General features: G+C 37.6%; 17 protein-coding genes. 15 read left to right on the forward strand and 2 right to left on the reverse strand.

Annotated elements, in window-relative coordinates; translation table 11 throughout:
- Positions 1-88 precede the first annotated feature (88 nt).
- From hpaD to GMD78_RS11510, 8 genes are all read left to right on the forward strand, one after another.
- Positions 89-1,072, forward strand: coding sequence for a 3,4-dihydroxyphenylacetate 2,3-dioxygenase (hpaD, locus tag GMD78_RS11475; protein ID WP_155669044.1), 984 nt, complete (start codon positions 89-91; stop codon positions 1,070-1,072).
- A 23-nt stretch (positions 1,073-1,095) separates the two neighbouring features.
- A complete protein-coding gene (locus GMD78_RS11480) occupies positions 1,096-1,572 on the forward strand; it encodes a flavin reductase family protein (RefSeq protein ID WP_155668956.1) in 477 nt (158 codons plus the stop codon).
- A 131-nt stretch (positions 1,573-1,703) separates the two neighbouring features.
- Positions 1,704-2,804, forward strand: a complete 1,101-nt coding sequence (locus GMD78_RS11485; RefSeq protein WP_246187645.1) for a Leu/Phe/Val dehydrogenase — start codon at positions 1,704-1,706, stop codon at positions 2,802-2,804.
- 12 nt (positions 2,805-2,816) lie between these two features.
- Complete coding sequence (locus GMD78_RS11490) at positions 2,817-4,058, forward strand: dihydrolipoamide acetyltransferase family protein (RefSeq protein ID WP_155668958.1); 1,242 nt, start codon at positions 2,817-2,819, stop codon at positions 4,056-4,058.
- Positions 4,059-4,078: 20 nt separating this feature from the next.
- Positions 4,079-4,855, forward strand: a complete 777-nt coding sequence (locus GMD78_RS11495) for a fumarylacetoacetate hydrolase family protein (RefSeq protein ID WP_155668959.1) — start codon at positions 4,079-4,081, stop codon at positions 4,853-4,855.
- Positions 4,852-5,607 (forward strand): fumarylacetoacetate hydrolase family protein, encoded by a 756-nt coding sequence (locus tag GMD78_RS11500; protein ID WP_155668960.1) that lies wholly within the window; start codon positions 4,852-4,854, stop codon positions 5,605-5,607. The genes GMD78_RS11495 and GMD78_RS11500 overlap by 4 nt, the downstream gene beginning before the upstream one ends.
- A 13-nt stretch (positions 5,608-5,620) precedes the next feature.
- Positions 5,621-6,004, forward strand: coding sequence for a 5-carboxymethyl-2-hydroxymuconate Delta-isomerase (locus GMD78_RS11505; RefSeq protein WP_155668961.1), 384 nt, complete (start codon positions 5,621-5,623; stop codon positions 6,002-6,004).
- Between the two features lie 63 nt (positions 6,005-6,067).
- On the forward strand, positions 6,068-6,859 hold the full coding sequence (locus GMD78_RS11510) for an SDR family oxidoreductase (protein ID WP_155668962.1): 792 nt from the start codon (positions 6,068-6,070) through the stop codon (positions 6,857-6,859).
- Positions 6,860-7,541: 682 nt separating this feature from the next.
- On the opposite strand, the gene ytaF is transcribed toward GMD78_RS11510, so the two are convergent.
- On the reverse strand, positions 7,542-8,174 hold the full coding sequence (gene ytaF / locus GMD78_RS11515; protein WP_155668963.1) for a sporulation membrane protein YtaF: 633 nt from the start codon (positions 8,172-8,174) through the stop codon (positions 7,542-7,544).
- A gap of 295 nt (positions 8,175-8,469) precedes the next feature.
- Here ytaF and GMD78_RS11520 point away from each other — a divergent pair, with 295 nt between their 5' ends.
- The 3 genes from GMD78_RS11520 to GMD78_RS11530 all read left to right on the forward strand — a co-directional run bounded on the left by GMD78_RS11520 (position 8,470) and on the right by GMD78_RS11530 (position 13,459).
- Positions 8,470-10,641, forward strand: coding sequence for a DNA topoisomerase III (locus tag GMD78_RS11520; RefSeq protein WP_155668964.1), 2,172 nt, complete (start codon positions 8,470-8,472; stop codon positions 10,639-10,641).
- 211 nt (positions 10,642-10,852) lie between these two features.
- Positions 10,853-12,331, forward strand: coding sequence for a Na+/H+ antiporter NhaC family protein (locus GMD78_RS11525; protein WP_155668965.1), 1,479 nt, complete (start codon positions 10,853-10,855; stop codon positions 12,329-12,331).
- Positions 12,332-12,733: 402 nt separating this feature from the next.
- Positions 12,734-13,459 (forward strand): response regulator transcription factor, encoded by a 726-nt coding sequence (locus tag GMD78_RS11530; RefSeq protein WP_343042268.1) that lies wholly within the window; start codon positions 12,734-12,736, stop codon positions 13,457-13,459.
- Here GMD78_RS11530 and GMD78_RS11535 read toward each other — a convergent pair.
- Positions 13,429-13,605 carry an anti-repressor SinI family protein gene (locus tag GMD78_RS11535; protein WP_343042269.1) on the reverse strand — a complete coding sequence of 59 codons (177 nt, stop codon included), beginning with the start codon at positions 13,603-13,605 and terminating at the stop codon, positions 13,429-13,431. The genes GMD78_RS11530 and GMD78_RS11535 overlap by 31 nt on opposite strands.
- A gap of 109 nt (positions 13,606-13,714) precedes the next feature.
- Between GMD78_RS11535 and GMD78_RS11540 the strand changes: the two genes are divergently transcribed.
- The 4 genes from GMD78_RS11540 to GMD78_RS11555 all read left to right on the forward strand — a co-directional run bounded on the left by GMD78_RS11540 (position 13,715) and on the right by GMD78_RS11555 (position 21,547).
- A complete protein-coding gene (locus GMD78_RS11540; RefSeq protein ID WP_196493788.1) occupies positions 13,715-18,943 on the forward strand; it encodes an ATP-binding sensor histidine kinase in 5,229 nt (1,742 codons plus the stop codon).
- Between the two features lie 125 nt (positions 18,944-19,068).
- Positions 19,069-19,308, forward strand: coding sequence for a ferredoxin family protein (locus GMD78_RS11545; RefSeq protein WP_155668967.1), 240 nt, complete (start codon positions 19,069-19,071; stop codon positions 19,306-19,308).
- 329 nt (positions 19,309-19,637) lie between these two features.
- A complete protein-coding gene (locus tag GMD78_RS11550) occupies positions 19,638-20,033 on the forward strand; it encodes a MerR family transcriptional regulator (RefSeq protein WP_155668968.1) in 396 nt (131 codons plus the stop codon).
- On the forward strand, positions 20,033-21,547 hold the full coding sequence (locus GMD78_RS11555) for a class I adenylate-forming enzyme family protein (RefSeq protein WP_155668969.1): 1,515 nt from the start codon (positions 20,033-20,035) through the stop codon (positions 21,545-21,547). The genes GMD78_RS11550 and GMD78_RS11555 overlap by 1 nt, the downstream gene beginning before the upstream one ends.
- Positions 21,548-21,552 lie beyond the last annotated feature (5 nt).

A 21,552-nucleotide genomic window follows, 5' to 3' on the forward strand; every position in this document is an offset into this window, starting at 1 on the left:
TGAGCGATCCAACCGAAAAGTTGAGCGATCCAACCTAAAAGGTGAACAATCACATTTACCTAATCTATTAATCAAAGGGGGAGGAATCATGGACTTTAATATTATTCGATGTGCAAGAGCAATTCTGCATGTTCGTGACTTAGATGCATCGCGTAAGTTTTATGTTGACGCACTTGGGTTCATTGAAACAGAGTCAGATGATGATCATATCTATCTCCGTGGTCTAGAAGAGCATACGCATCATAGCCTTGTCTTAAAAAAAGCTGACGAACCTGCAGTAGAAGCCTTGGGATACAAAGTTTCATCCGAAGCAGATTTGGAAGCGTTATCAAAAATGTTAGAAGAAAAGGGCTATCCAACAAAGTGGTTGGAAAAGGGTGAACAACATGCTGTCGGTAGAACGTTAAGAGTACAGGATAATTCCGGGTTACCACTTGAGTTTTTTGCGGAAATGGAACCAATGGAACGCTTGTTACAACGCTATGACCTCTATAAAGGGTCAAGGATGCAGCGGATTGACCACTTCAACTGTGGCGTTCCTGATGTGGAGGAAGCGTATAATTTTTATCAGAAGAATTTCGGTTTTACTTGCTCGGAATACACAGACACACCCGAAGGAAATATATGGGCTGCTTGGTTGCATCGAAAACAAAATGTGCATGATGTTGCTTTTATGAATGGGCTTGGGCCAAGACTTCATCATATCGGTTTTTGGCTACCAGACCAACTTTCCTTAATTCATACATGCGATGTGCTCGCATCAATGGGATATGGAGAAGCAATTGAACGTGGGCCAGGAAGACATGGTTTATCCAATGCTTTCTTCCTCTATTTACGTGATCCGGATGGACACCGTATCGAGCTATATAGTGGAGATTATTTAACGAGTGATCCAGATTTTAAACCAATTCGTTGGGATATCAATGATCCAATGCGACAAACATTTTGGGGCCATGCAGCACCTGATAGCTGGTTCAACGAGGCATCAGCTGTATTAGATGTGTTTACGGGGGAGGAAGTAGGTCAAAAACCTGGTAAATTAAAGCAGCATAAGCCAACTTTTGTCATATAGATATAACGGAGGAGGTTTACTACATGAATGATCAAACATTTCGAACGGCAATGGGAAAGTTTGCCACAGGGGTCACTGTTGTAACAACAAAGCACGGTGAGGATATACACGGGATGACTGCTAATGCGTTTATGTCTGTTTCATTAAATCCAAAGCTCGTGTTGATCTCGATTGATGAAAAAGCAACGATGATTAATTTTATCAATAAGTCAAATAAGTTTGCGGTAAGTATTCTTAGCGAAGACCAAAAAGATGTTTCAGCCTATTTTGCTGGGCAAGATAAAGAAGCAAGAGATGTTGAATTTAATTGGTTTAATGATATGCCAACAATAAAGGATTCACTAGCAAATTTAACCTGTGAAGTATATGATTCGGTAACTGCTGGTGACCATACACTATATATTGGCGAGGTAACGGATATTTCTGTTACAGAAGGTGAACCGTTAGCATTTTATGAAGGTAAGTACCGTCAAATGAGTGACCTTAACGGGGTAGTTTAATAGATTAGCTGATTGAACATTGCGCTAGAGTACCATACTTGGAGTTCTAGCGCACTGTCTGCTAGATAATGAAATGGAGGGATTTCACCGTGAACCAACAGCTGGTAAACAATTCACAAGTCGAACAAGATATGTTTCAAAAGATTGTGGGACACGAACAGGTTGTTTTTTGTAATGATCCTGCAACTGGTTTACAAGCAATTATCGCCATTCACAATACAACCTTAGGACCTGCTCTTGGTGGAACTAGAATGTATCCGTACGCTTCCGTAGATGATGCATTGGATGATGTGTTGCGCTTATCTGAAGGAATGACTCACAAATGTGCTGCTGCTGATATTGATTTTGGCGGTGGAAAAGCAGTCATTATTGGAGATCCTAAAAAGGATAAATCAGCTGCATTGTTCCGCGCATTTGGTCAATTTGTAGATTCATTGAATGGGAGATTTTATACAGGGACAGATATGGGGACAACGATGGATGACTTCGTGCAAGCATCAAAGGAAACCAATTTTATTAATGGAATTCCAGAGGAATATGGTGGAAGTGGAGACTCATCGGTACCAACTGCACAAGGTGTGATATATGGATTAATGGCAACGAATAAGTTTTTGTTTGGAAGTGATCATTTACATGGGAGAACCTATGCCATCCAGGGACTTGGAAAGGTTGGTTATAAAGTTGCTGAGCAATTACTACAGGCAGGGGCAAAAGTAATTGTGACAGATATTTATGAAGAAGTGATTCAATCGATTCAAACCAAGGCATCTGAATTGGGTACGACGGTTACAGTAGTAAATAGTGATGAGATTTATAAAGTAGAGGCAGATATTTTTGTTCCTTGTGCAATGGGGGGAATCGTAAATGATCAAACAATTCCAAGGTTACAGGTTAAAGCTGTAGTAGGTTCAGCAAATAATCAACTAAAAGACAATCTTCATGCAAAAGAATTACATGATAGGGGAATCCTGTATGCTCCAGATTATATCGTAAATGCTGGTGGACTAATTCAAGTAGCGGATGAATTGTACGGACCAAATAAAGAAAGAGTCCTACTGAAAACGAAGGCAATTTATCAGTCATTACTAGAAATCTATGAACAAGCCAATCTAGATGTGATAACAACGTTAGAGGCAGCGAATCGTAAATGTCAAAACCGATTAGAGCAACAACTAAAACGGAATAATTTCTTTACTCGCACGAGAAGTCCAAAATGGCAAATCAAGGAGTAGTGAGGTGAAGGCATGGTTGAAGTAAAATTCCATGATATTGGTGAAGGGATGAATGAAGGGGAAATCATTAATTATTTTGTGAGTGTAGGGGATCGAGTCTCAGTCGATCAACCTCTTGTTGAAATGCAAACGGATAAAATGGTTGCCGAAATCCCATCACCAGCAACTGGTACGGTAAAGGCAATTCATCACGAGGTAGGTACAACGGTAACGATTGGTACACCAATTTTGGAGATTGATGATGGAAAAGAAATGAATGCCAGCTCTGAAAAAGAGGTTTCAGCTGCAATCTCGACCCCAGAAAAACCTGAAGTTTTCCAAGCACACAAGCAACAGGAAGCAAAAAAACCCCCGAAACGAATTATTGCAGCACCACACACAAGAAGGATTGCACGGGAGAATGATGTGGATATTGAAAAAGTACAAGGTTCTGGGCCAGCAGGAAGAGTATTAGATGAAGATATTTTTAATTATATTCGCAAGCAACAATCACAATCTACGAAAACAGAAGAAAAAGCTCAATCGGTAGCTTCACAAGTAAATGATTCTATAGAAATAAGCGAAACAGATACCATTCCTTTTACTGGAATTCGTAAACAAATCGCTCAAAAGATGACTACATCCCTATCCACTATTCCACATGTAACTCATTTTGATGAAGCGGATGTAACGAACTTAATGAAGCTTCGACGGGAGTTAAAAGATACGGGGGAGAATATATCTATTGTAGCCTTTTTCTTAAAAGCAATAGCTATAACATTAAAGGATTTTCCAATATTTAATGCACAATTAGATGAAGAAAATGATGTGATTAGACTACATAAGAACTACCATATTGGACTAGCGACAGACACAACTAATGGGTTACTCGTTCCGGTACTTCGTGATGTCGATCGAAAAAACCTTCGTGAGATTCATAGCGAAATGAAGGAATTAACAAAGAAAGCACAGGAAGGAAAGCTTACAGTACAAGAAATAAGAGGTGGAACGTTTACGATTAGTAATGTTGGCCCGTTAGGAGGGACAGCTGCAACACCGATTATCAATCATCCACAAACGGGTATTATCGCCTTTCATAAGACCAAAAAGACCCCTGTAGTTATAGAAGATAATCAAATAGCTGTACGTTCTATCATGACCATGTCCTTGTCCTTTGATCACCGTGTTGCTGATGGAGCTTATGCAGTTCGATTTACAAATCGATTCAATGAGTTAATTGAAAACCCAAATAGGCTTATGTTGGAATTGACTTGAGAGTAGAGGTGAAAACATTTATGTATCAAGGAAAAGCAAGAGTTTGTGGGTCATCTAATACAGAAAACATTCGTATGAATGATTCACAAATTATTTGGAACGGAAAACGATACAAAGATGATGAGATATCATGGCAATCACCTGTTACAGGAACGGTTTATGGAACTATTTTTAATTTTAAAGAACAACTAGATGCAATGAATAGCAAATTCAAACAAGAGCCATATCAAGCTGAGCCAAATAGGCCAATATTGTATGTGAAGCCGAGAAACACAATCAATGCACACCTTCATGAAGTTCAGTTGCCTTCTGATGTGAAAGAAGTACAAATCAATGCAACACTTGGAATCGTGATCGGGAGAAATGCAACCAATATTTCCGAACAAGAAGCACTTAATTATGTAGAAGGATATACCGTTGTAAACGATGTGACTGTCCCTCATGATAATTTTTATCGACCAAATATAAAAAATAAAGTTCGTGATGGCTTTTGTCCAGTTGGTCCATGGATCATGGAAAAAAGAGAAGTTCCCAACCCAGAACAGTTAATGGTTTGGACATTTATAAATGATGAGTTAGTACAAGTGCAAAATTTAAATGATCTTGTACGACCAATTCCAAAACTATTAGCAGATGTTACGGAGTTTATGACCTTATTTAAAGGGGATATGCTACTAGTAGGTGTTCCACATAATCCTCCAACAGCAACGGCTGGTGATACGGTTCGTATTGAAATTGACCAAATTGGATGCTTAGAAAACACTTTTGTGGCTGATGTTGGAGGTGGTCGTTTATGAAGCAGGCCCGTGTTGCTTGTTTTGGTGGCATACATGATGCATGGGAAGTAGAGGGGAAATTACAGCTTCGTGATGGGAGAATAGTAGATTCCGATGCGGTTATCTGGCTACCACCAGTAGAAGCGGGGACTATTTTTGCGCTTGGGTTAAATTACGCAGACCATGCTTCAGAAATTAGCTTTAAAGCACCGGATGAGCCGTTAGTTTTTATAAAAGGACCTAACTCATTACTGGGGCATAATGGTCAAACACGCAGACCAAGTGGTGTGGAAACGATGCACTATGAATGTGAGTTAGCAGTTATTATTGGTAAGGAGGCTCGTAATATTAAGCAAGCGGAAGCATATGAGTATGTAGCGGGATATACGGTAGCGAATGATTATGCAATTCGGGATTATTTAGAAAACTATTATCGACCAAATCTAGCAGTGAAAAACCGTGACACCCTAACACCTATTGGGCCATATGTAGTAGATAAGGAATCGATTCCTAACCCAATGAATCTTTTTTTACGGACATACGTAAATGGGGAACTAAAACAAGAGGGGTCCACAAAGGATATGGTTTTTGATATACCGTATCTAATCGAGTATTTAAGTAGCTTTATGACGTTACATGAAAATGATGTTATTTTGACAGGAACTCCTAAGGGAACAGTTAATGTTCGTGAGGGAGATGAAGTTGTTACGGAGATAGAAGGAATTGGTGCACTTAGAAATACGATTGTAGGGGATCACGTATTCAATAGATAAGGAGCTGAAGCCAATGCCACATATCATAATCGAATATACTGCTAATTTGAGAGATGATGGCGATATTCCTAACCTACTTAAAACAATAAACAGAACATTAATTGAACAAGGAGATGTATTTCCGATTGGAGGAATACGCTCTCGTGCAATAGAAGTACATGACTATGTGATCGCTGATGGGACAGGAGAAGATGATGCCTTTGTCCATGTTTCATTAAAAATCGGTGCTGGAAGATCTGAAGAGGTTCTGAAGCGTTCGTGTGATACACTTTTTCAAGCAATCGAGAATCATTTTTCTGATCTTTTTAATTCCCGGTACTTAGCACTATCGATGGAGGTTATAGAATTTCAAAAGAAGACTTATAAAAAGAATAATATACATGTGCGGTATAAGTAAGTTTAATTATTATTGTCTTCCTTCTATAATAGAAGGGAGATTTTTTCTTTAAGGAGGAAACGTATGGATCTGAAGCTAAAAGGAAAATCAGTAATCGTTACCGCAGCTAGTAAAGGACTTGGAAAAGCAGTGGCAACTGCATATGCTAGTGAAGGAGCACATGTTTTAATTAGTAGTAGAAATGAACCGTCGTTACAAACAACTTTAGATGACATAAAGCAAGAAACAGGCAATGAGAATGTAGAATATATTGTATGTAATATGAAAAATCCAGAAGATATTAAGCAATTGGTAGCTAAAGCAGTATCATGGAATGGGACTGTCGATGTTTTAATTAATAATGCTGGTGGGCCACCAGCTGGGAGCTTTTTTGATATGACAGATGATGATTGGTACCGTGCATTTGAATTAAATTTACTAAGCTTTGTTCGAACAATTCGTGAGGTTGTACCATTTATGAAGAAACAAAAGCGTGGACATATTGTGAATTTGGCTTCCTCATCCATGAAGCAAAGTCTTGATCAGTTATTATTGTCCAATTCTATCCGTCCAGGTGTTGCTGGGTTGACGAAAAGTCTAGCTCAAGAATTTGGGCAGGATCATATTTTAATAAACGCGGTTGGACCTGGAACAATTGAAACGGATCGCATTGTAGAATTAAATCAAGTAAGAGCGGATAAATTAGGTGTGTCGTTGGATGAAGTTAAGAGAAGTGCAGAGCAGGCAATTCCTATGAAACGATATGGAAACCCAGAGGAATTTGCGCGTGCAGTAGTGTTTTTAGGAAGTGGCGCGAATACGTATATTTCAGGACAATCTCTTCTGGTAGATGGTGGCCTGGTGAAGGCATTGTAAAAAATCCTATTTGTTAATCATGGCTGTTTAGTAAAAGGATTGTTACTTCTTTCATGCAACGAACTTTAAGGAGTATTGGATGTAGAAAGCGCAGTAACTTATTGCCTAGTAAACAAGCAAGAGAGGACCAAGTAACAGCAACGTGATTTACGCTTCGGGCAGTCACTTTCACAGTGTCTACTTTGCCGCGGACACGGCTTCAGCAAGAGAACATCTTGAATATACTTCTTTTCCCTTGCAGAGAGGAACTATGCTTCAAAGTGATACTATCAGATTTAGGCGCATCAATGCGAGGTATTCAAGCACGTGGTGTTCCCACAGGACAAAGGTTTTCGGTGGGCCAAGTAATCGCAGGCCCAAGGAATACTTCGACAGCTTTACATCGTTGGAAGAATTTTTGAGGAACCGTCTGCGCTCCAATCACTAGACTAAAACAAGTTATTTTATAAATTAAAGAGCAAAATCATAGCGGAGAAAATACACGAAGACTCCTGGGGGAGCAAAGGCATCGGTGAGATCCCGCAGTGCGACAGTACGAGGAAGCTCACCAGCCGCCCGCGGAAAGCGAAGTGTATTTTCGGAGCGGGTAATAAAGCACCAACCATCATTTCCGGTTACTTCGCATTCGACATCAATAGTGACATACTATGAGAAAAACGCTTTAAACAAAGAAGATTTTTACTTATATTAAATTTAATATCCCTAGCGCAATTAAAAGCGCTGGCGGAATAAATGACATTCGCCGCATACGCTTATTATGGGATAAAATCACACCAATTTTTATTCCATAATGGACAAATATACCGCTCATCAATGCAATGAGTATAGCTGTTAGAATTGCCGAATACCCAATAATTGCAGCACCTATACCAGCTCCAAAAGCATCTAACGCTAAAGCGGTTCCTAATAGGAATGCCTCACTTGCTGAAATGATACCGGATTTATCTAGGTCCGCTTGATCAGGTGTTGTAAGGACAGTTTTAAGACTATGAAACTTATTCGTAGATTCCTCTATCGAAGCCTCGACCGCATCCTCTTTTTGGATTTGCGAACGAATGGTATTGATTAATGAAAACAACCCCAAGGTAATTAAAATCGAACCGCCAATTATATTGGCCATATCTGATGAAATAAAGGAACTAATCATATTTCCTAGTAGCATAGATGTTAGTACAACAATTCCAGAGCAAAGCATGATGATACTTAATGCAGTCATTGGTACACGAATTTTTCTCATACCGTATGAAACACCTACACCAAATCCATCTAAGCTTACAGCAATGACTAGCAGTAATAATCCAGTATAGAAGAGCATAACATCATATCCTTTAGCTTATATCTAACATATTGTATGGATGGTAAGGATGAAGTGTGCTTGTGCCAGTCAAACTGCGTAAAAAACGTATATATGGTAAAGTAGCGTTATAGGTTTTATCCCGCATATAACTGGCAGTAAGCCTCCCACTTCAAACCTACGAGGTAAAACCAAGGAGGTTAAGTGGAGGATCAACTGCCAGTAAATGACCGATTCGTTCATCTAACAGTCAGTGGTGGGATGAATAATCCCACCACTGATTGAAGATTCACTTTATAAAGAGAGGATAATTAAAATGAGTAAAACAGTAGTATTAGCAGAAAAGCCTTCTGTAGGTCGTGATATTGCCCGTGTTCTAAATTGTAATAAAAAAGGCAATGGATTCATGGAAGGTTCAAAATATATTGTGACATGGGCATTAGGCCATTTAGTTACATTAGCCGATCCAGAAGCTTATGATGAAAAATACAAAACATGGCGCTTAGAGGATTTGCCGATGCTCCCGTCGAATTTAAAACTAATTGTGATGAAAAAAACTGGCAAGCAATTTAGTTCAGTGAAACATCAACTAAATCGTCAGGATGTAAAAGATATTGTAATCGCAACAGATGCTGGTCGTGAGGGGGAGCTTGTTGCTCGCTGGATTATTGAAAAAGCACGTGTGAAGAAACCGGTAAAACGACTCTGGATATCATCTGTAACCGATAAAGCCATTCGCGATGGTTTCAATCAATTAAAGCCAGGGAGTAAGTATGAAAATTTATATGCGTCCGCTGTAGCACGTTCTGAAGCGGATTGGTATGTTGGGTTAAATGCAACACGTGCACTGACAACAAAATTCAATGCACAGCTATCAAGTGGGCGTGTGCAAACACCAACCCTTGCTATGATAGCTAAGAGGGAAAAGGAAATTCAAGAATTTAAGCCTAAAAAATATTTTGGTATAGAAGCTAAAACGAATCAAGGAATTACATTCACTTGGCAGGATGACAAAAATAACTCTCGACTCTTCTCCAAAGACAGGGCGGAAAAATTACTAGAAAAAGTAAAAGGGGAGCCTGCGAAAGTAGCAAAAGTGGATAAGAATTATAAGAAGAAATATGCTCCACAATTATATGATTTAACCGAGCTACAACGTGATGCGAACCGTATTTTTGGATTTTCTGGAAAACAGACCTTATCAATCATGCAAAAATTATATGAACAGCATAAAGTCTTAACGTATCCACGGACCGATTCCAGAGTTATTTCAACAGATATTGTTCCTACCTTAAAAGATCGTGTGAAAGCATGTGGAGTAGATCAATATGCAACAATAGCTAATAAAGTATTGCGTAGAGAATTTAAGTTACCTAAATCAGTAGTTGATAATAGTAAGGTGAGTGATCACCATGCGATTATTCCTACTGAACAACCAGTTGTTTTACAGGATTTAGATGATAAAGAGCGAAAAGTATATGATTTAGTTGTAAAACGTTTCTTGGCTGTACTGTCGGAACCTTATGAGTATGAACAAGTAGTAGTTCACGCAAGAATACATTCCGAGCGATTTACGGCTAAAGGAAAAATAGTTAAAAAGCAGGGCTGGAAAGAGGTTTATGATAATCGATTTGAAGATGATGATTCCACTGACGATCAAAAACTTCCTATTGTAAAACAAGGTGATGTAATTACTGGCAACCGTACCATATTAACAAGTGGTGAAACGAAGCCTCCTGAGCGATTCACGGAAGGAGCACTCTTACAGGCAATGGAAAATCCAGCCCGTTATATGAATCCAGAAGAAAAACATCTTGCTGGAACCTTATCCAAAACAGGTGGAATTGGCACAGTTGCTACACGAGCAGATATTATTGAGAAGCTTTTCAACATTAATTATATGGAAATGAGAGGAAAGCATATCTTTATTACCTCCAAAGGAAAGCAATTACTAGAGCTTGTTCCAGAGGAATTAAGATCACCAGCTTTAACAGCTGAGTGGGAACAAAAGCTAAGCCAAATTGCAGAAGGAAAATTAAATAAAAATAAATTTATTACGGAAATTAAAGAATACACAAAAGAAGTTGTACAGGAAATTAAGTCTACTGATATGAAATTTAAACATGATAATATGACAGGAACGAAATGTCCTGATTGTGGGAAACTAATGCTTGAAGTAAATAACAAACATGGACGTATGCTAGTTTGTCAGGATCGTTCATGTGGGCATAAGAAAAATATTGCCAAGAAAACCAATGCTCGTTGTCCGAATTGCCACAAACGATTGGAGCTTCGTGGTGAAGGTGAAGGGCAGATGTTCATTTGTAAATGTGGCCATCGTGAAAAGCTGTCGTCGTTTAATAAACGCAAACAACAGGAGAAAAAGCAAAAAGTATCTAAAAAAGACGTAAATAAGTATTTAAAAAAACAGGATGATGGTTTTACAAATAACGCGCTTGCAGAAGCATTAGCTAAGCTGAAAAAGTAATGAGTGGAAAATATTATAAACAACATTATATTCAAAATTTTCGTTTTGTATGATAAGTTAATAGTTGTATAGTTTTATCAAATTTACACCAAAAAGGATTGTAACTTGTTTTTGCAGTTAAAAAGTACGATACTTTCTTATCTGCAATGCTAAACGAAGTCATTCGCGAAAAGACTTGAGGAATGACTAGTTTTCTAAGGAGGAGGAGAACATGTCAAACAATGAAGAATTAGAACGTGCTACAGGAGAGAAAGAGGTTAAATCATTAGAATTTAGGCTTGGAGCTTTTGGAGCTGCAGTACCTTTAGTATTTTTTGTGGTGTGGGCAATATCCATTAGTGTACTTCAACTGTCATCTGAAATTGGACTAGTATTAGGGGCAGTACTAGGTTTAACACTTGGATTACTTTTTTGTAAGAGTAAATGGGCAGATTATGCACAGGGATTATTTGATGGACTAGCTCAACCAGTTGGTGTAATTGCCATGGTTGCTTGGTTTTATGCTGGGATGTTTGCACAGGTTCTTCAAGTTGGTGGATTAGTAGAAGGATTAGTTTGGGTTGGTTCTGTAACTGGTGTAGAAGGTGGACTTTTTGTGGCACTTACCTTTTTATTGGCTGCTACGTTTTCTACTGCGGTTGGAACAGGATATGGTACAACAGTGGCATTTTGTACGTTAATGTTTCCAGCAGGGATTGCTGTTGGGGCAGATCCTGTAATGCTGTTTGCAGCAATTTTGGCAGGTGCTGTATTTGGAGATAATTTAGCTCCGGTATCGGATACGACTATTGTATCTGCTACAACTCAGGATGCAGATGTACCAGGGGTAGTACGATCACGTTTTAAGTATTCGATTATCGCAGCGGTACCTGCTACGTTATTATTTGCAATTTTCGGTGGTGCGGGTGAAACCGTGGAAACTGAGCAAGCTGCAGTTAATGCAATGGTTGAATCAACAAATCCTGCTGGACTAATCATGCTTGTTCCATTTGCAATAGTACTTGTACTTGCATTATCAGGCCATCATCTTATTACGTCTTTAACATGGGGAATTATATCTGCCATTCCATTAATTGTCTTTTTAAAATTAGGTACGTTCTCAGAAATTATAAGGTTTAATCCTGATTCGGATGCCATTGTTGAAGGAGCATTAATTGATGGGATTACCGGTTATGTTAACATGGCCATATTAATTCTGTTAATCGTTGCTGCTGCACACTTACTTCGTTTAGGTGGAACGATGGAGGCAATTACAACAGGATTAGTTAAATGGATTAAAAATTCCATTCGCCGTGCCGAATTTGCTATATGGGGAATTGTAGCCATGTTAAATAGTGCAATCACAATCAACACAGCAGCTGAAATTGCAGCTGCACCATTTGTACGAGAATTAGGCGAAAAGTATAAAATTCATCGCTATCGTAGAGCAAATATGCTAGATGCTGTAACATCTGCTTTAGGTTATATTTTTCCATGGGGAGCTCCGGTTTTATTAGGATGGTCAACCATTAGTTCATTACAAGAAAAAACATATTCTTGGTTACCGGTAGTTCAACCAACAGAAGTGTTCCCATTTGTATTTCAAGGATGGTTCTTAGTCATTGTTATGCTTGTTGCAGCATTAACCGGCTGGGGATTACGCTATGAAGGGAAAAATGGTGAAGAATTAAAAGAAGCACCTAGAGACTAACAGGCATAAACAAGTTTGGAGAATTCTCGTATCTTATGAGGATTCTCTTTTTTCATTGTCTAGGAAATTTTAAAATAGTCAAGATGCGCATAACTATAGTGATAGCCATGTCCACCTCTAGCGCCTGCGCTTTTGTTTGTTAAGTAAGCTTTCTTATTCTGCAAAGTAAGTACAACTATGTCATTTGTCATAAATACTTGTACTCAAGAGTATAATGGCTCTAAAATATACAAAACTCTTTTCATGAATCTCTTTAGCAAAAGCTATGTTTTTTAAATATGTGTAAAATTCTCCAACAGCCATAATTTTCTAAACCTTTAAATTCGTAACATTTATCCTTTAATAGTATAATAGATCTAGATAATTGGTAATATTTTGATTTATTGGAAGGGGGGGTAATCTGTGGCAAGTGAAGTCATTTTGTTGGTTGATGATGATCCGGATATGATAGAGGTACTTGGTGTCTACTTGAAGAAAAACGGATATGAAGTCGTAACTGCAGGGGATGGAATCGAAGCAGTAGAAACTCTTGAGATTCACCAACCAGATCTCATCATGTTAGATGTTGTTATGCCTAATCTTGATGGATTTGAAGTATGTCATCTTATTCGAAAAAAAACAGAGGTTCCAATTTTGTTCCTTAGCTCTAAGGAAGAGGATATGGATAAAATACTAGGTTTAGGAGTCGGTGGAGATGATTATATCTCAAAGACGACGAGTCCTGCAGTAATTGTAGCTAAAATTAAAGCACATTTACGTCGGAGTCGAACCTTTCCACCTATCCAACCTAACAATCGTGATACTTCAAAGAAACAATCTGTGTTGGAATATCCAGGATTATTCATTAATTTAGAAAGCACAACGGTTAAATTAAATGGGTCAGTTGTTAAGTTAGCTGCGAAGGAATTTCAAATATTAAGTCTATTAGCTCAAAATCCTGAGCGTGTTTATAGTGTCGAAAAACTGTTTGAATTAATCTGGGGTGAAGATAGTTTAGGTGATTACCGAACTGTAATGGTACATATTAGTAATTTACGTAAAAAAATCGAAGCCAATCCAGATGATCCTACCTATATAAAAACCATTCGAGGAATTGGTTACAAATTTATAGATAAAACTTCCGAATAAGTGTTGGGATTATTTAAGAATTCTCTAATTTCATTTGGGTTTAATCCCATTTTTTTTGCTTCCATGATTAAAATTAACCACTCCTCGTCTAATTGCTCGCTTTTCCCTGATAAGCCTATCATTTTCGTATCGTGTTTTTTAAACATGATATTTCCCCCCTTTAACCTCTCAGAATTAAGCATAATAGTTAGAATTAAAGTTTTGTTTAAAATAATATAAAATTTAACTTAAAATTTGCTTAATAGGATGATTGAAATGGAAAAAATACCAGGTTATCAAATGATGATCCAACAAATAGAAGGAGAAAGTTGGAGTTTATATAAAGCATTATCAGAGGATGATCAACGTTTCGTTGGAGTGAAAAAGATAAATAATGACCTCTCTGAAGAATATGCCGCGGCAGAAACGGTTCATGAATATTACTTAACAAAGGAGCTAGTTGATGTAGATATTCTTCACCCGAATAAGTTGGAAAGAGTAGGTGAAAAGGCCTTTATTATTACGGAATATTTTGATGGATATACCTTAATGGATTGGATGAATAAATATGGGGCAATGGATATTGGTACATTTCTTAAAATGGCAATACAACTTGCTGGAACTATTGAGAAAGTCCATCACAAGCATATTATCCACAAATCACTACATCCCAAAAATATTCTATTAGAATCAAAAACAAATCACATTACATTAACGGCTTTTCATCAAGCAACTACTTTACCTACGGAAAGACATTTTCCGCATGTTAGTCCCTACCAATTTAAGGAGAAGGTTGCCTATATGTCTCCCGAGCAAACGGGACGTATGAATCGGAGCATGGATTATCGAGCAGATCTATATGCACTGGGGGTTATTTATTATGAAATGATGATCGGTGAAGTACCTTTTAAACAATTAGGACCAGCAGAAATGATTCATGCACATTTAGCTAAAAAACCGAAGTCTCCACAAGAAATAAATCCTAAAATACCTGATACAATTTCTCGTATCATTTTAAAATTACTTGCTAAAAATCCAGATGACCGTTATCAAAGTGCAAATAGTTTACGAACTGATTTAGAATTATGTCTAAAAGAGTTTAATCAATTTGGAGATATTTCCGAATTTGTTTTAGACCGAAATAGCAAACAAGGGATAATGGAAAAGCAAACTAAATTATATGGAAGAAAAGAAGCTATTAATACATTGATTGATAAATTTAACGATGTTCAACGTGGATCGAACGAATTAATACTTGTTCCTGGACCTTCTGGAATAGGGAAAACAGCATTAGTAAATGAATTGCACAAACCATTGGCACGAGATAAGGGTTATTTTATTTCTGGAAAATTTATGAAACTAAAAAAGCAAATTCCTTATGCACCTTTTGTACAAGCTTTTCAGGAGTTGGTTAATCAGATTTTAACAGAGGGATCTGATCGAATACAACAATGGAAACGAGTATTGGAAGAGGAGTTGGGGTCTAATGCTAATGTGATTGCAAACTTTATTCCAGAAATTGAATGGATTATTGGTACCCAGCCTAATCTAACCGAGCTACCACCACAGGGCGTTCATAACCGATTCCGTCAAGCAATAAGAAAATTTGTAGGAATTTTTGCTCGGGAGGATCATCCGCTTGTCCTGTTTATGGATGATTTACAGTGGGCTGATGCAGCAACATTAGACTTAATTGATTACTTGTTATGTAGTTCTGACATTCATCACTTTCTAGTTGTTGGTGCTTACAGACAGGATGAAATACAAGTAGGACACCCATTTGAAGCAATGCTTGCCAAGTTAGAGGAAGAATCGGTTCCGATCACGGAAATTCCCGTAACGGCACTAAAATATGGACATATTAAGCAATGGATTAATGAAATGCTTTCATTGGATAAAGGTGATGAGGAATTTTTAGCAGCGTTTATGTACCGAGTAACACAGGGGAATCCTTTATTTATGGTACAGCTTTTTCAAACGCTTCATGAGGAATCTGTATTTTACTTTGATGCGAGTACAGCGGAATGGCAAGCAAATTTAACACGGTTAAAAGAATTCTCCATCAAGGACGATATTCTTGAATTTATGATTAGGCGTATTGGGAAATTACCTCATGAGACCATATCCGTACTTCAGTATGCTTCCTGTTTTGGTAACCAGTTTGATTTAAAATCTCTTTCCTTCCTAACTCGAAATAGCTATGTAAAGATGGCAGAATTACTTTGGAAAGGGCTAGAAGAAGGCTTAATCATTCCATTAGACCCTAGTTATAAATGGGTTTACCCAAATGAAAGAATCTCATTTATTGATTCCAATCCACCTCAATATATTTTTCTCCATGATAAGGTACAACAAGCGTTTTATATGACCATGTCAGAGGAAAGACGGATTGAAAATCACTTGAATATTGGAAAAGAATTACTTAAACGTTATTCAGCGGAGAAATTAGAAGAACATATCTTTGAAATTGTAAATCATTTAAATATAAGTAGAGATAAGTTAAGTGATCACGAGAGATTTGGCTTGATTCGCTGGAATTGGATGGCCGGAGAACGTGCGAAAAAAAGTGCAGCATCAGAAGCAGCATTAGAGTTCTTTAAGGTTGGTCATGAACTTCTTCCGAAGGATCGTTGGCAAAATCACTATGAATTAACATTTAATCTTTTGCTAGGACTTGGAGAAACACTCTATTTAAATAATCTGTTTGAGGATGCAGAGAAAATATTTAATGAATTGGTACAACAGGCTAAATCTCGATTGGATCAATTAACTGTTTATAACTTAAAAATTGCATTGTATACACATATTCATGAAGTGGAAAAGGCTGTAGATACTGGCTTGGATGGCTTGAAGTTATTCGGCTGGAACATTCGAAAAACTCCTAGTAAATTATCAGTCGGGATTGAATTCTTACGGACAAAATTAGCTCTCGCTAAGAAGCAGACTGGGGATTTGTTAGATCTTCCATTTGTAAAAGCAAAAGATCATCGGCAGGTTTTACGTACATTGATTAATAGCAATGGTCCAGCATATCATGTGAATCAAAATCTGGCGACTGTATTAATGCTTCGAGCAATTCGGTTTATGTTGAAATATGGAGATATGGACATTTCAGCTCTTGTTTATAATAATTATGCATTGACATTAAGTGCAGGGTTTAATGATTATAATGGAAGCATCTACTTTGGAAAGTTAGCTATGGAACACAGTGAAAAATACCATGACACAAGTATAAAAGCTCGGGTGAATTTCGTCTATGGTAGCTTTGTAGGTCACTGGAAACATCATTTAAAATATAGCGTGGAGCACCTAGAACGCTCTCAGCAAATGTGTATTGAATCTGGAAATCTTCATTTAGCAGGAGCAAACGGGGCATTTATTGGCTTACTTCTGTATATTAAAGGAGATCAGTTGAAAGTGGTTGCAAGAGGAATTGAAAGACAATTAACGTTTGCGAAACAACATGAATATGCATTGACCGATAATTTCTTGACAGAAATCTTATACTGGATTGACATATTTTCTAATGAAGATTCAAAGTTGAATTGGGATTACCAAGAGTTTGCAGAAGATATACCAGCAACCATCATGCATTACACAATTCGGTTGCAGATGACTTATTTATTAAATGCAAAACAAAAAGCAATGGAAGCAATTGAAAAAATAGACCATCTTGTTGACCAATCACATGTACTAGTCATTACGCCAGATTATTACTATTATCATGCTTTATGGTTAACGAGATTAATTCGAACTGGAGATATTAATATCTCAACCGGAAGGAAAAAGTTGAAAAGGAATTTAGCTAAACTTAAAAAATGGGCGATCCAATCACCTGTAAATTATAAACATAAATATCTCTTGGTAAAAGCCGAATGGGAACAGTGTACGAAAAATGATCCTTCGAAAATCTATAGTGATTCAATCGAATCTGCTATAGAAAACGGATTTTTACAAGATACAGCGATTGCTTACGAATGTGCTGGGAATTATTATAAGAAACAAAACATGTCTATCATTGCCACAACATATTTTAGCAATGCCTATGTAGCGTATCGTAAATGGGGTGCAGAGCGAAAAGCTTCTTTACTCTATCAAGAAAACCTAGAATTCATCAACACTCCTAAACAAGAAAATGGGATTGGTTATGGGGAAGGATTACTTGATATTGATGCAGCATTACAGGCTGCTGCTGCTATTTCGGATGAAATGAGATTTGAGCAATTATTGGCAAAAGCAATGAGAATTGTGCTCACAAACGCAGGAGCAGAATATGTATGTTTTCTATTAAATCGCGATCATAAGCTTCAAGCAGCTGCAAGTAATGATGTAATTGGTGGAGTACATGTTTTTGAGGAATTAAAAACCCTTGATGAAGTTTATTTATCCCAAACGATTGTAAACTATGTGTACCAAAGCCATAAGCCAGTTGTATTAGATAATGCTTTTAGTCAAGGTGATTTTATAGAGGATGAATATATTAAACAAAGCGGTGTAAAATCGGTCCTTTGTTTACCACTTTTATATCAAAATACGTTAACAGGGGTCTTGTATTTAGAAAATAATCAGTCTACCCATGTATTTACGGAGGGGCGTTTGGAACTCTTATCCGTCATTGCATCCCAAGTAGCTATTGCAATTGAAAATGCTAACTTATATGCAAACTTGGAGGAGAAAGTAACCGAAAGAACGGCATTACTATATGAAGCCAATAAAAACTTGCAGCAAGCAAATGAATCTCTAGAAAAATCGGAAGAGAATAGACGTCGAATGCTCTCAAATATTACCCATGATCTAAGATCTCCACTTGCAGCTGTAAAAGGATATATTGATATTATGTTAGAGGGTTTATTGGAAAATCCTGAACAACATTATCACTATATAAAGGCAGCAAAATCACGGATCGTATCCTTAGATGGGTTGGTGCAAGACTTATTTGACTTAGCAAAACTAGAGTCAGGGGATATCACGCTATCCTTGGAAGCAGTTCCGATCGACCGATTGTTTCAACGACTCTGCAGTCAATCAGAATGGGAAATTCACAATTCTGGGCTGACATTTGAGTGGAACATAGAGGATGATGAAAGAGAAGTTTACCCTTTAGTAGAAGTAGATGTCGGACGAATGGAACAAGTAATGGCTAATCTTGTTTCTAATGCAATTCAACATATGGAACAGGGATATATACGTATTAGTTTGGATCTAAAAAGTAAAAAGGAAGCAATTTTTGTTGTGGAAGACCAAGGAGTAGGAATTCCAGAAGCAGAACAACCACTAATCTTTGAGCGTTCCTATACGAAAAGAAGGAGGGGGAAAGAAAAGGGGAATGGATTAGGGCTCGCTATAACGAAAGAGATTATACAACTCCATCAAGGAAAAATTTGGGTTGAAAGTAAAAAGGGAGAGGGAGCGAAGTTTTACTTTTCATTACCAGTAGTAAATATTGAACCATTGTATGAAACAGAGGAATTATTTATCCGAACGGGCGGTAAGTCGCTCCACTGATTGAAAGTTCACTTATTAATGCCCAAAAAATGCTGAGTTTTCTATTATTAAATGGTTTACTTGCTTCGTATAAGCATGTATCATTAATAATGTATTCAAAGCTTAAGTAGGGAGGTTTACAATCGATGGCTTTTGTTATTTTAGATCCATGTGGGCCGGAGAAGGCAGCAGAATGTGTTACCGTATGCCCCGTTGATTGTATAGAAGAAGGACCAGATCAGTTTTACATAGATCCAGATGTTTGTATTGATTGCGGAGCTTGTAAAGCGGCATGTCCTGTAAGCGCAATAGAAGAGGAATATGATTTAACGCCTGATCAAGAAGTATTTTTAGAGAAGGCAGAAGCATTTTTTGCTAATAGATAAGTATAGTTAATATATAGAAAAGACCATTTCGTTGGGAAATGGTCTTTTTGTTGTGTGCATAATCGTAGGGGAATCAGCGGATTGGGGGAGTAATTCAGCGGATTGAGAGAGTAATTCAGCGGATTGGGAGCATAATTCAGCACATCCGGAGAGTAATTCAGTATTTCCAGACCATAATTCAGCACATCCGAACCATAATTCAGCATTACCAAAAATCATGAATCTTTTATAATAGTATTGAACTTAACGTTAACGTTAATGATAAACTAGTATTGTTAGAAAATTAGCTAAATAAATGCAGGTTGGATCAGGGATAAAGGTGAGGGCGTATGACAGATAAAGGAACATATTCGATTTCAGACATAGCAAAACAATTTGGAATAACAACAAGAACGGTTCGCTATTATGAAGAGTTAGGATTAATACATCCGGAGAGATCTGCTGGTGGACAACGAGTGTTTACTAGAAAAGAGCAAATCCGGCTGCAGCTTGTTTTTCGTGGGAAAAAATACGGATTTAGCTTAGAGGAAATTAGAGAAATGATCCAGTTATTTGATCGTGACCCAACAGGAAAGCAACAACTACAAAAAACAATCGAATATGGAAAGGGGAAAATAGAGGAGGTGTCGAATCGGATAGAGGATTTAGTAAGAATTCGTACAGAGATGGAAAGGTTACTGGAAGATTTTCAAACTAAATTAGATGAGTTGGAGAGTGATTCGTAATGAATATACCAAATATACTTGCAGCGCAAGCAAGGAAATACCCAAATAAGGAAGCATTGGTTACACCTCAGGAACGACTAACCTATTTAGAATGGAATGAAGCAGTCAATAAGTTAGCTAATAGTTTAAGTGAGCTAGGCGTACAGACAGGAGATAAGGTTGTACTTCATATGCCGAATACAAAGGAATTTTTATTCACTTATTTTGCTGTGCAACGCCTTGGTGCATTAATTGTTCCGATAAACGCAAAACTTGTCCAACAGGAGATTACTTATATTTTAGAACATAGTGATGCAAAGGTATTTGTCACACATGAATTGCTTTTTCCACAACTGGAAAACCTCTCAGATGAACATGATCTGATTTTCATTAAAACAGGATCTCGAGTAGGTGAATGGTTATCATTTGAAAATCTGCTGGCAGAAGGAAGCAAAACTGAAATAACTTGTCCATTAACGGAGGATGATGAGGCTTCTATCTTATATACTTCAGGAACAACCGGTACCCCCAAAGGAGTTGTATTCACATACCGAAGCATCCTAACAGTAGCAAGAATGATTTGCATTGAAATGACGATGAAACCTGAAAGTAGGGTGCTTCATATGATGCCATTAAGTCACTCGGCACCTTTACATCTTTTTATGGTGGCAGGAACATATGTCGGTGCAACACATGTATTAGTTCCTACCTTTACACCAGATCTACTACTAGAAACCGTTGCGAAAGAAAAAACTACCCATTTCTTCGGAGCACCGATTGCATATTTAGCTAGTAGCAAGCACCCTAAAATTAATGAATTTGATCTATCATCCATGGAATATTGGGTTTATGGGGGAGCACCTTTATCAATGCAAGAGGTTCAGTTTGTTCAAGAGAAATTTCAAACCAATCGCCTAATTTGTGTGTATGGATTAACAGAAGCTGGGCCAAATGGTACATTACTCGGATTTGAGGAACACGATACCAAAGCAGGAAGTATTGGTAAACGAGCAGCACTAGATTGTGAAATTCGAATTGTAGATGAAAATGACGAAGATGTGGAGCAAGGTGAAATTGGTGAAATCATTCTTCGTGGGGAAGGGAATATGAAGGAATACTATAAGTCCCCAGAAGAAACTACAAAATCTATACGCGGAGAGTGGCTATATACCGGAGATATGGCGATGCAGGACGAGGATGGATACTATTGGGTGATTGACCGGAAGAAAGACATGATCATTTCTGGGGGCGTAAATATTTACCCGAAGGAAGTTGAAAATCTATTAATTACACACCCGGTTATTGCTGATGTTGCTGTAGTTGGTGTTCCGAATCCAGATTGGGGGGAAACGGTTAAAGCTTTTGTTGTAACCGAAGGAGAGGTAGATAATCTAGCAGATATCTGTAAGGATTATTTGCAGGATAAGTTAGCTGATTATAAGATTCCGAGATTATACGAAAAAATGGAAGCGCTTCCTAGGAATGCTACAGGGAAATTATTAAAAAATCAGCTACGTGAAAGGATAACAAACTAGGGAAG

It is taken from the genome of Ornithinibacillus caprae, from assembly GCF_009728145.1.
In the GTDB taxonomy this organism is placed as follows: Bacteria; Bacillota; Bacilli; order Bacillales; family Amphibacillaceae; genus Ornithinibacillus; species Ornithinibacillus caprae.

Excerpts from the sequence above, each read along its gene's own strand:
- ytaF (WP_155668963.1), bottom strand. The coding sequence starts at position 8,174 with ATGCTCTTCTATACTGGATTATTACTGCTAGTCATTGCTGTAAGCTTA.
- GMD78_RS11525 (WP_155668965.1), top strand. The coding sequence starts at position 10,853 with ATGTCAAACAATGAAGAATTAGAACGTGCTACAGGAGAGAAAGAGGTT.
- GMD78_RS11495 (WP_155668959.1), top strand. The coding sequence starts at position 4,079 with ATGTATCAAGGAAAAGCAAGAGTTTGTGGGTCATCTAATACAGAAAAC.
- GMD78_RS11490 (WP_155668958.1), top strand. The coding sequence starts at position 2,817 with ATGGTTGAAGTAAAATTCCATGATATTGGTGAAGGGATGAATGAAGGG.
- GMD78_RS11520 (WP_155668964.1), top strand. The coding sequence starts at position 8,470 with ATGAGTAAAACAGTAGTATTAGCAGAAAAGCCTTCTGTAGGTCGTGAT.
- GMD78_RS11535 (WP_343042269.1), bottom strand. The coding sequence starts at position 13,605 with ATGTTTAAAAAACACGATACGAAAATGATAGGCTTATCAGGGAAAAGC.
- GMD78_RS11500 (WP_155668960.1), top strand. The coding sequence starts at position 4,852 with ATGAAGCAGGCCCGTGTTGCTTGTTTTGGTGGCATACATGATGCATGG.
- GMD78_RS11555 (WP_155668969.1), top strand. The coding sequence starts at position 20,033 with ATGAATATACCAAATATACTTGCAGCGCAAGCAAGGAAATACCCAAAT.
- GMD78_RS11510 (WP_155668962.1), top strand. The coding sequence starts at position 6,068 with ATGGATCTGAAGCTAAAAGGAAAATCAGTAATCGTTACCGCAGCTAGT.
- GMD78_RS11540 (WP_196493788.1), top strand. The coding sequence starts at position 13,715 with ATGGAAAAAATACCAGGTTATCAAATGATGATCCAACAAATAGAAGGA.
- hpaD (WP_155669044.1), top strand. The coding sequence starts at position 89 with ATGGACTTTAATATTATTCGATGTGCAAGAGCAATTCTGCATGTTCGT.
- GMD78_RS11545 (WP_155668967.1), top strand. The coding sequence starts at position 19,069 with ATGGCTTTTGTTATTTTAGATCCATGTGGGCCGGAGAAGGCAGCAGAA.
- GMD78_RS11505 (WP_155668961.1), top strand. The coding sequence starts at position 5,621 with ATGCCACATATCATAATCGAATATACTGCTAATTTGAGAGATGATGGC.
- GMD78_RS11550 (WP_155668968.1), top strand. The coding sequence starts at position 19,638 with ATGACAGATAAAGGAACATATTCGATTTCAGACATAGCAAAACAATTT.
- GMD78_RS11485 (WP_246187645.1), top strand. The coding sequence starts at position 1,704 with ATGTTTCAAAAGATTGTGGGACACGAACAGGTTGTTTTTTGTAATGAT.
- GMD78_RS11480 (WP_155668956.1), top strand. The coding sequence starts at position 1,096 with ATGAATGATCAAACATTTCGAACGGCAATGGGAAAGTTTGCCACAGGG.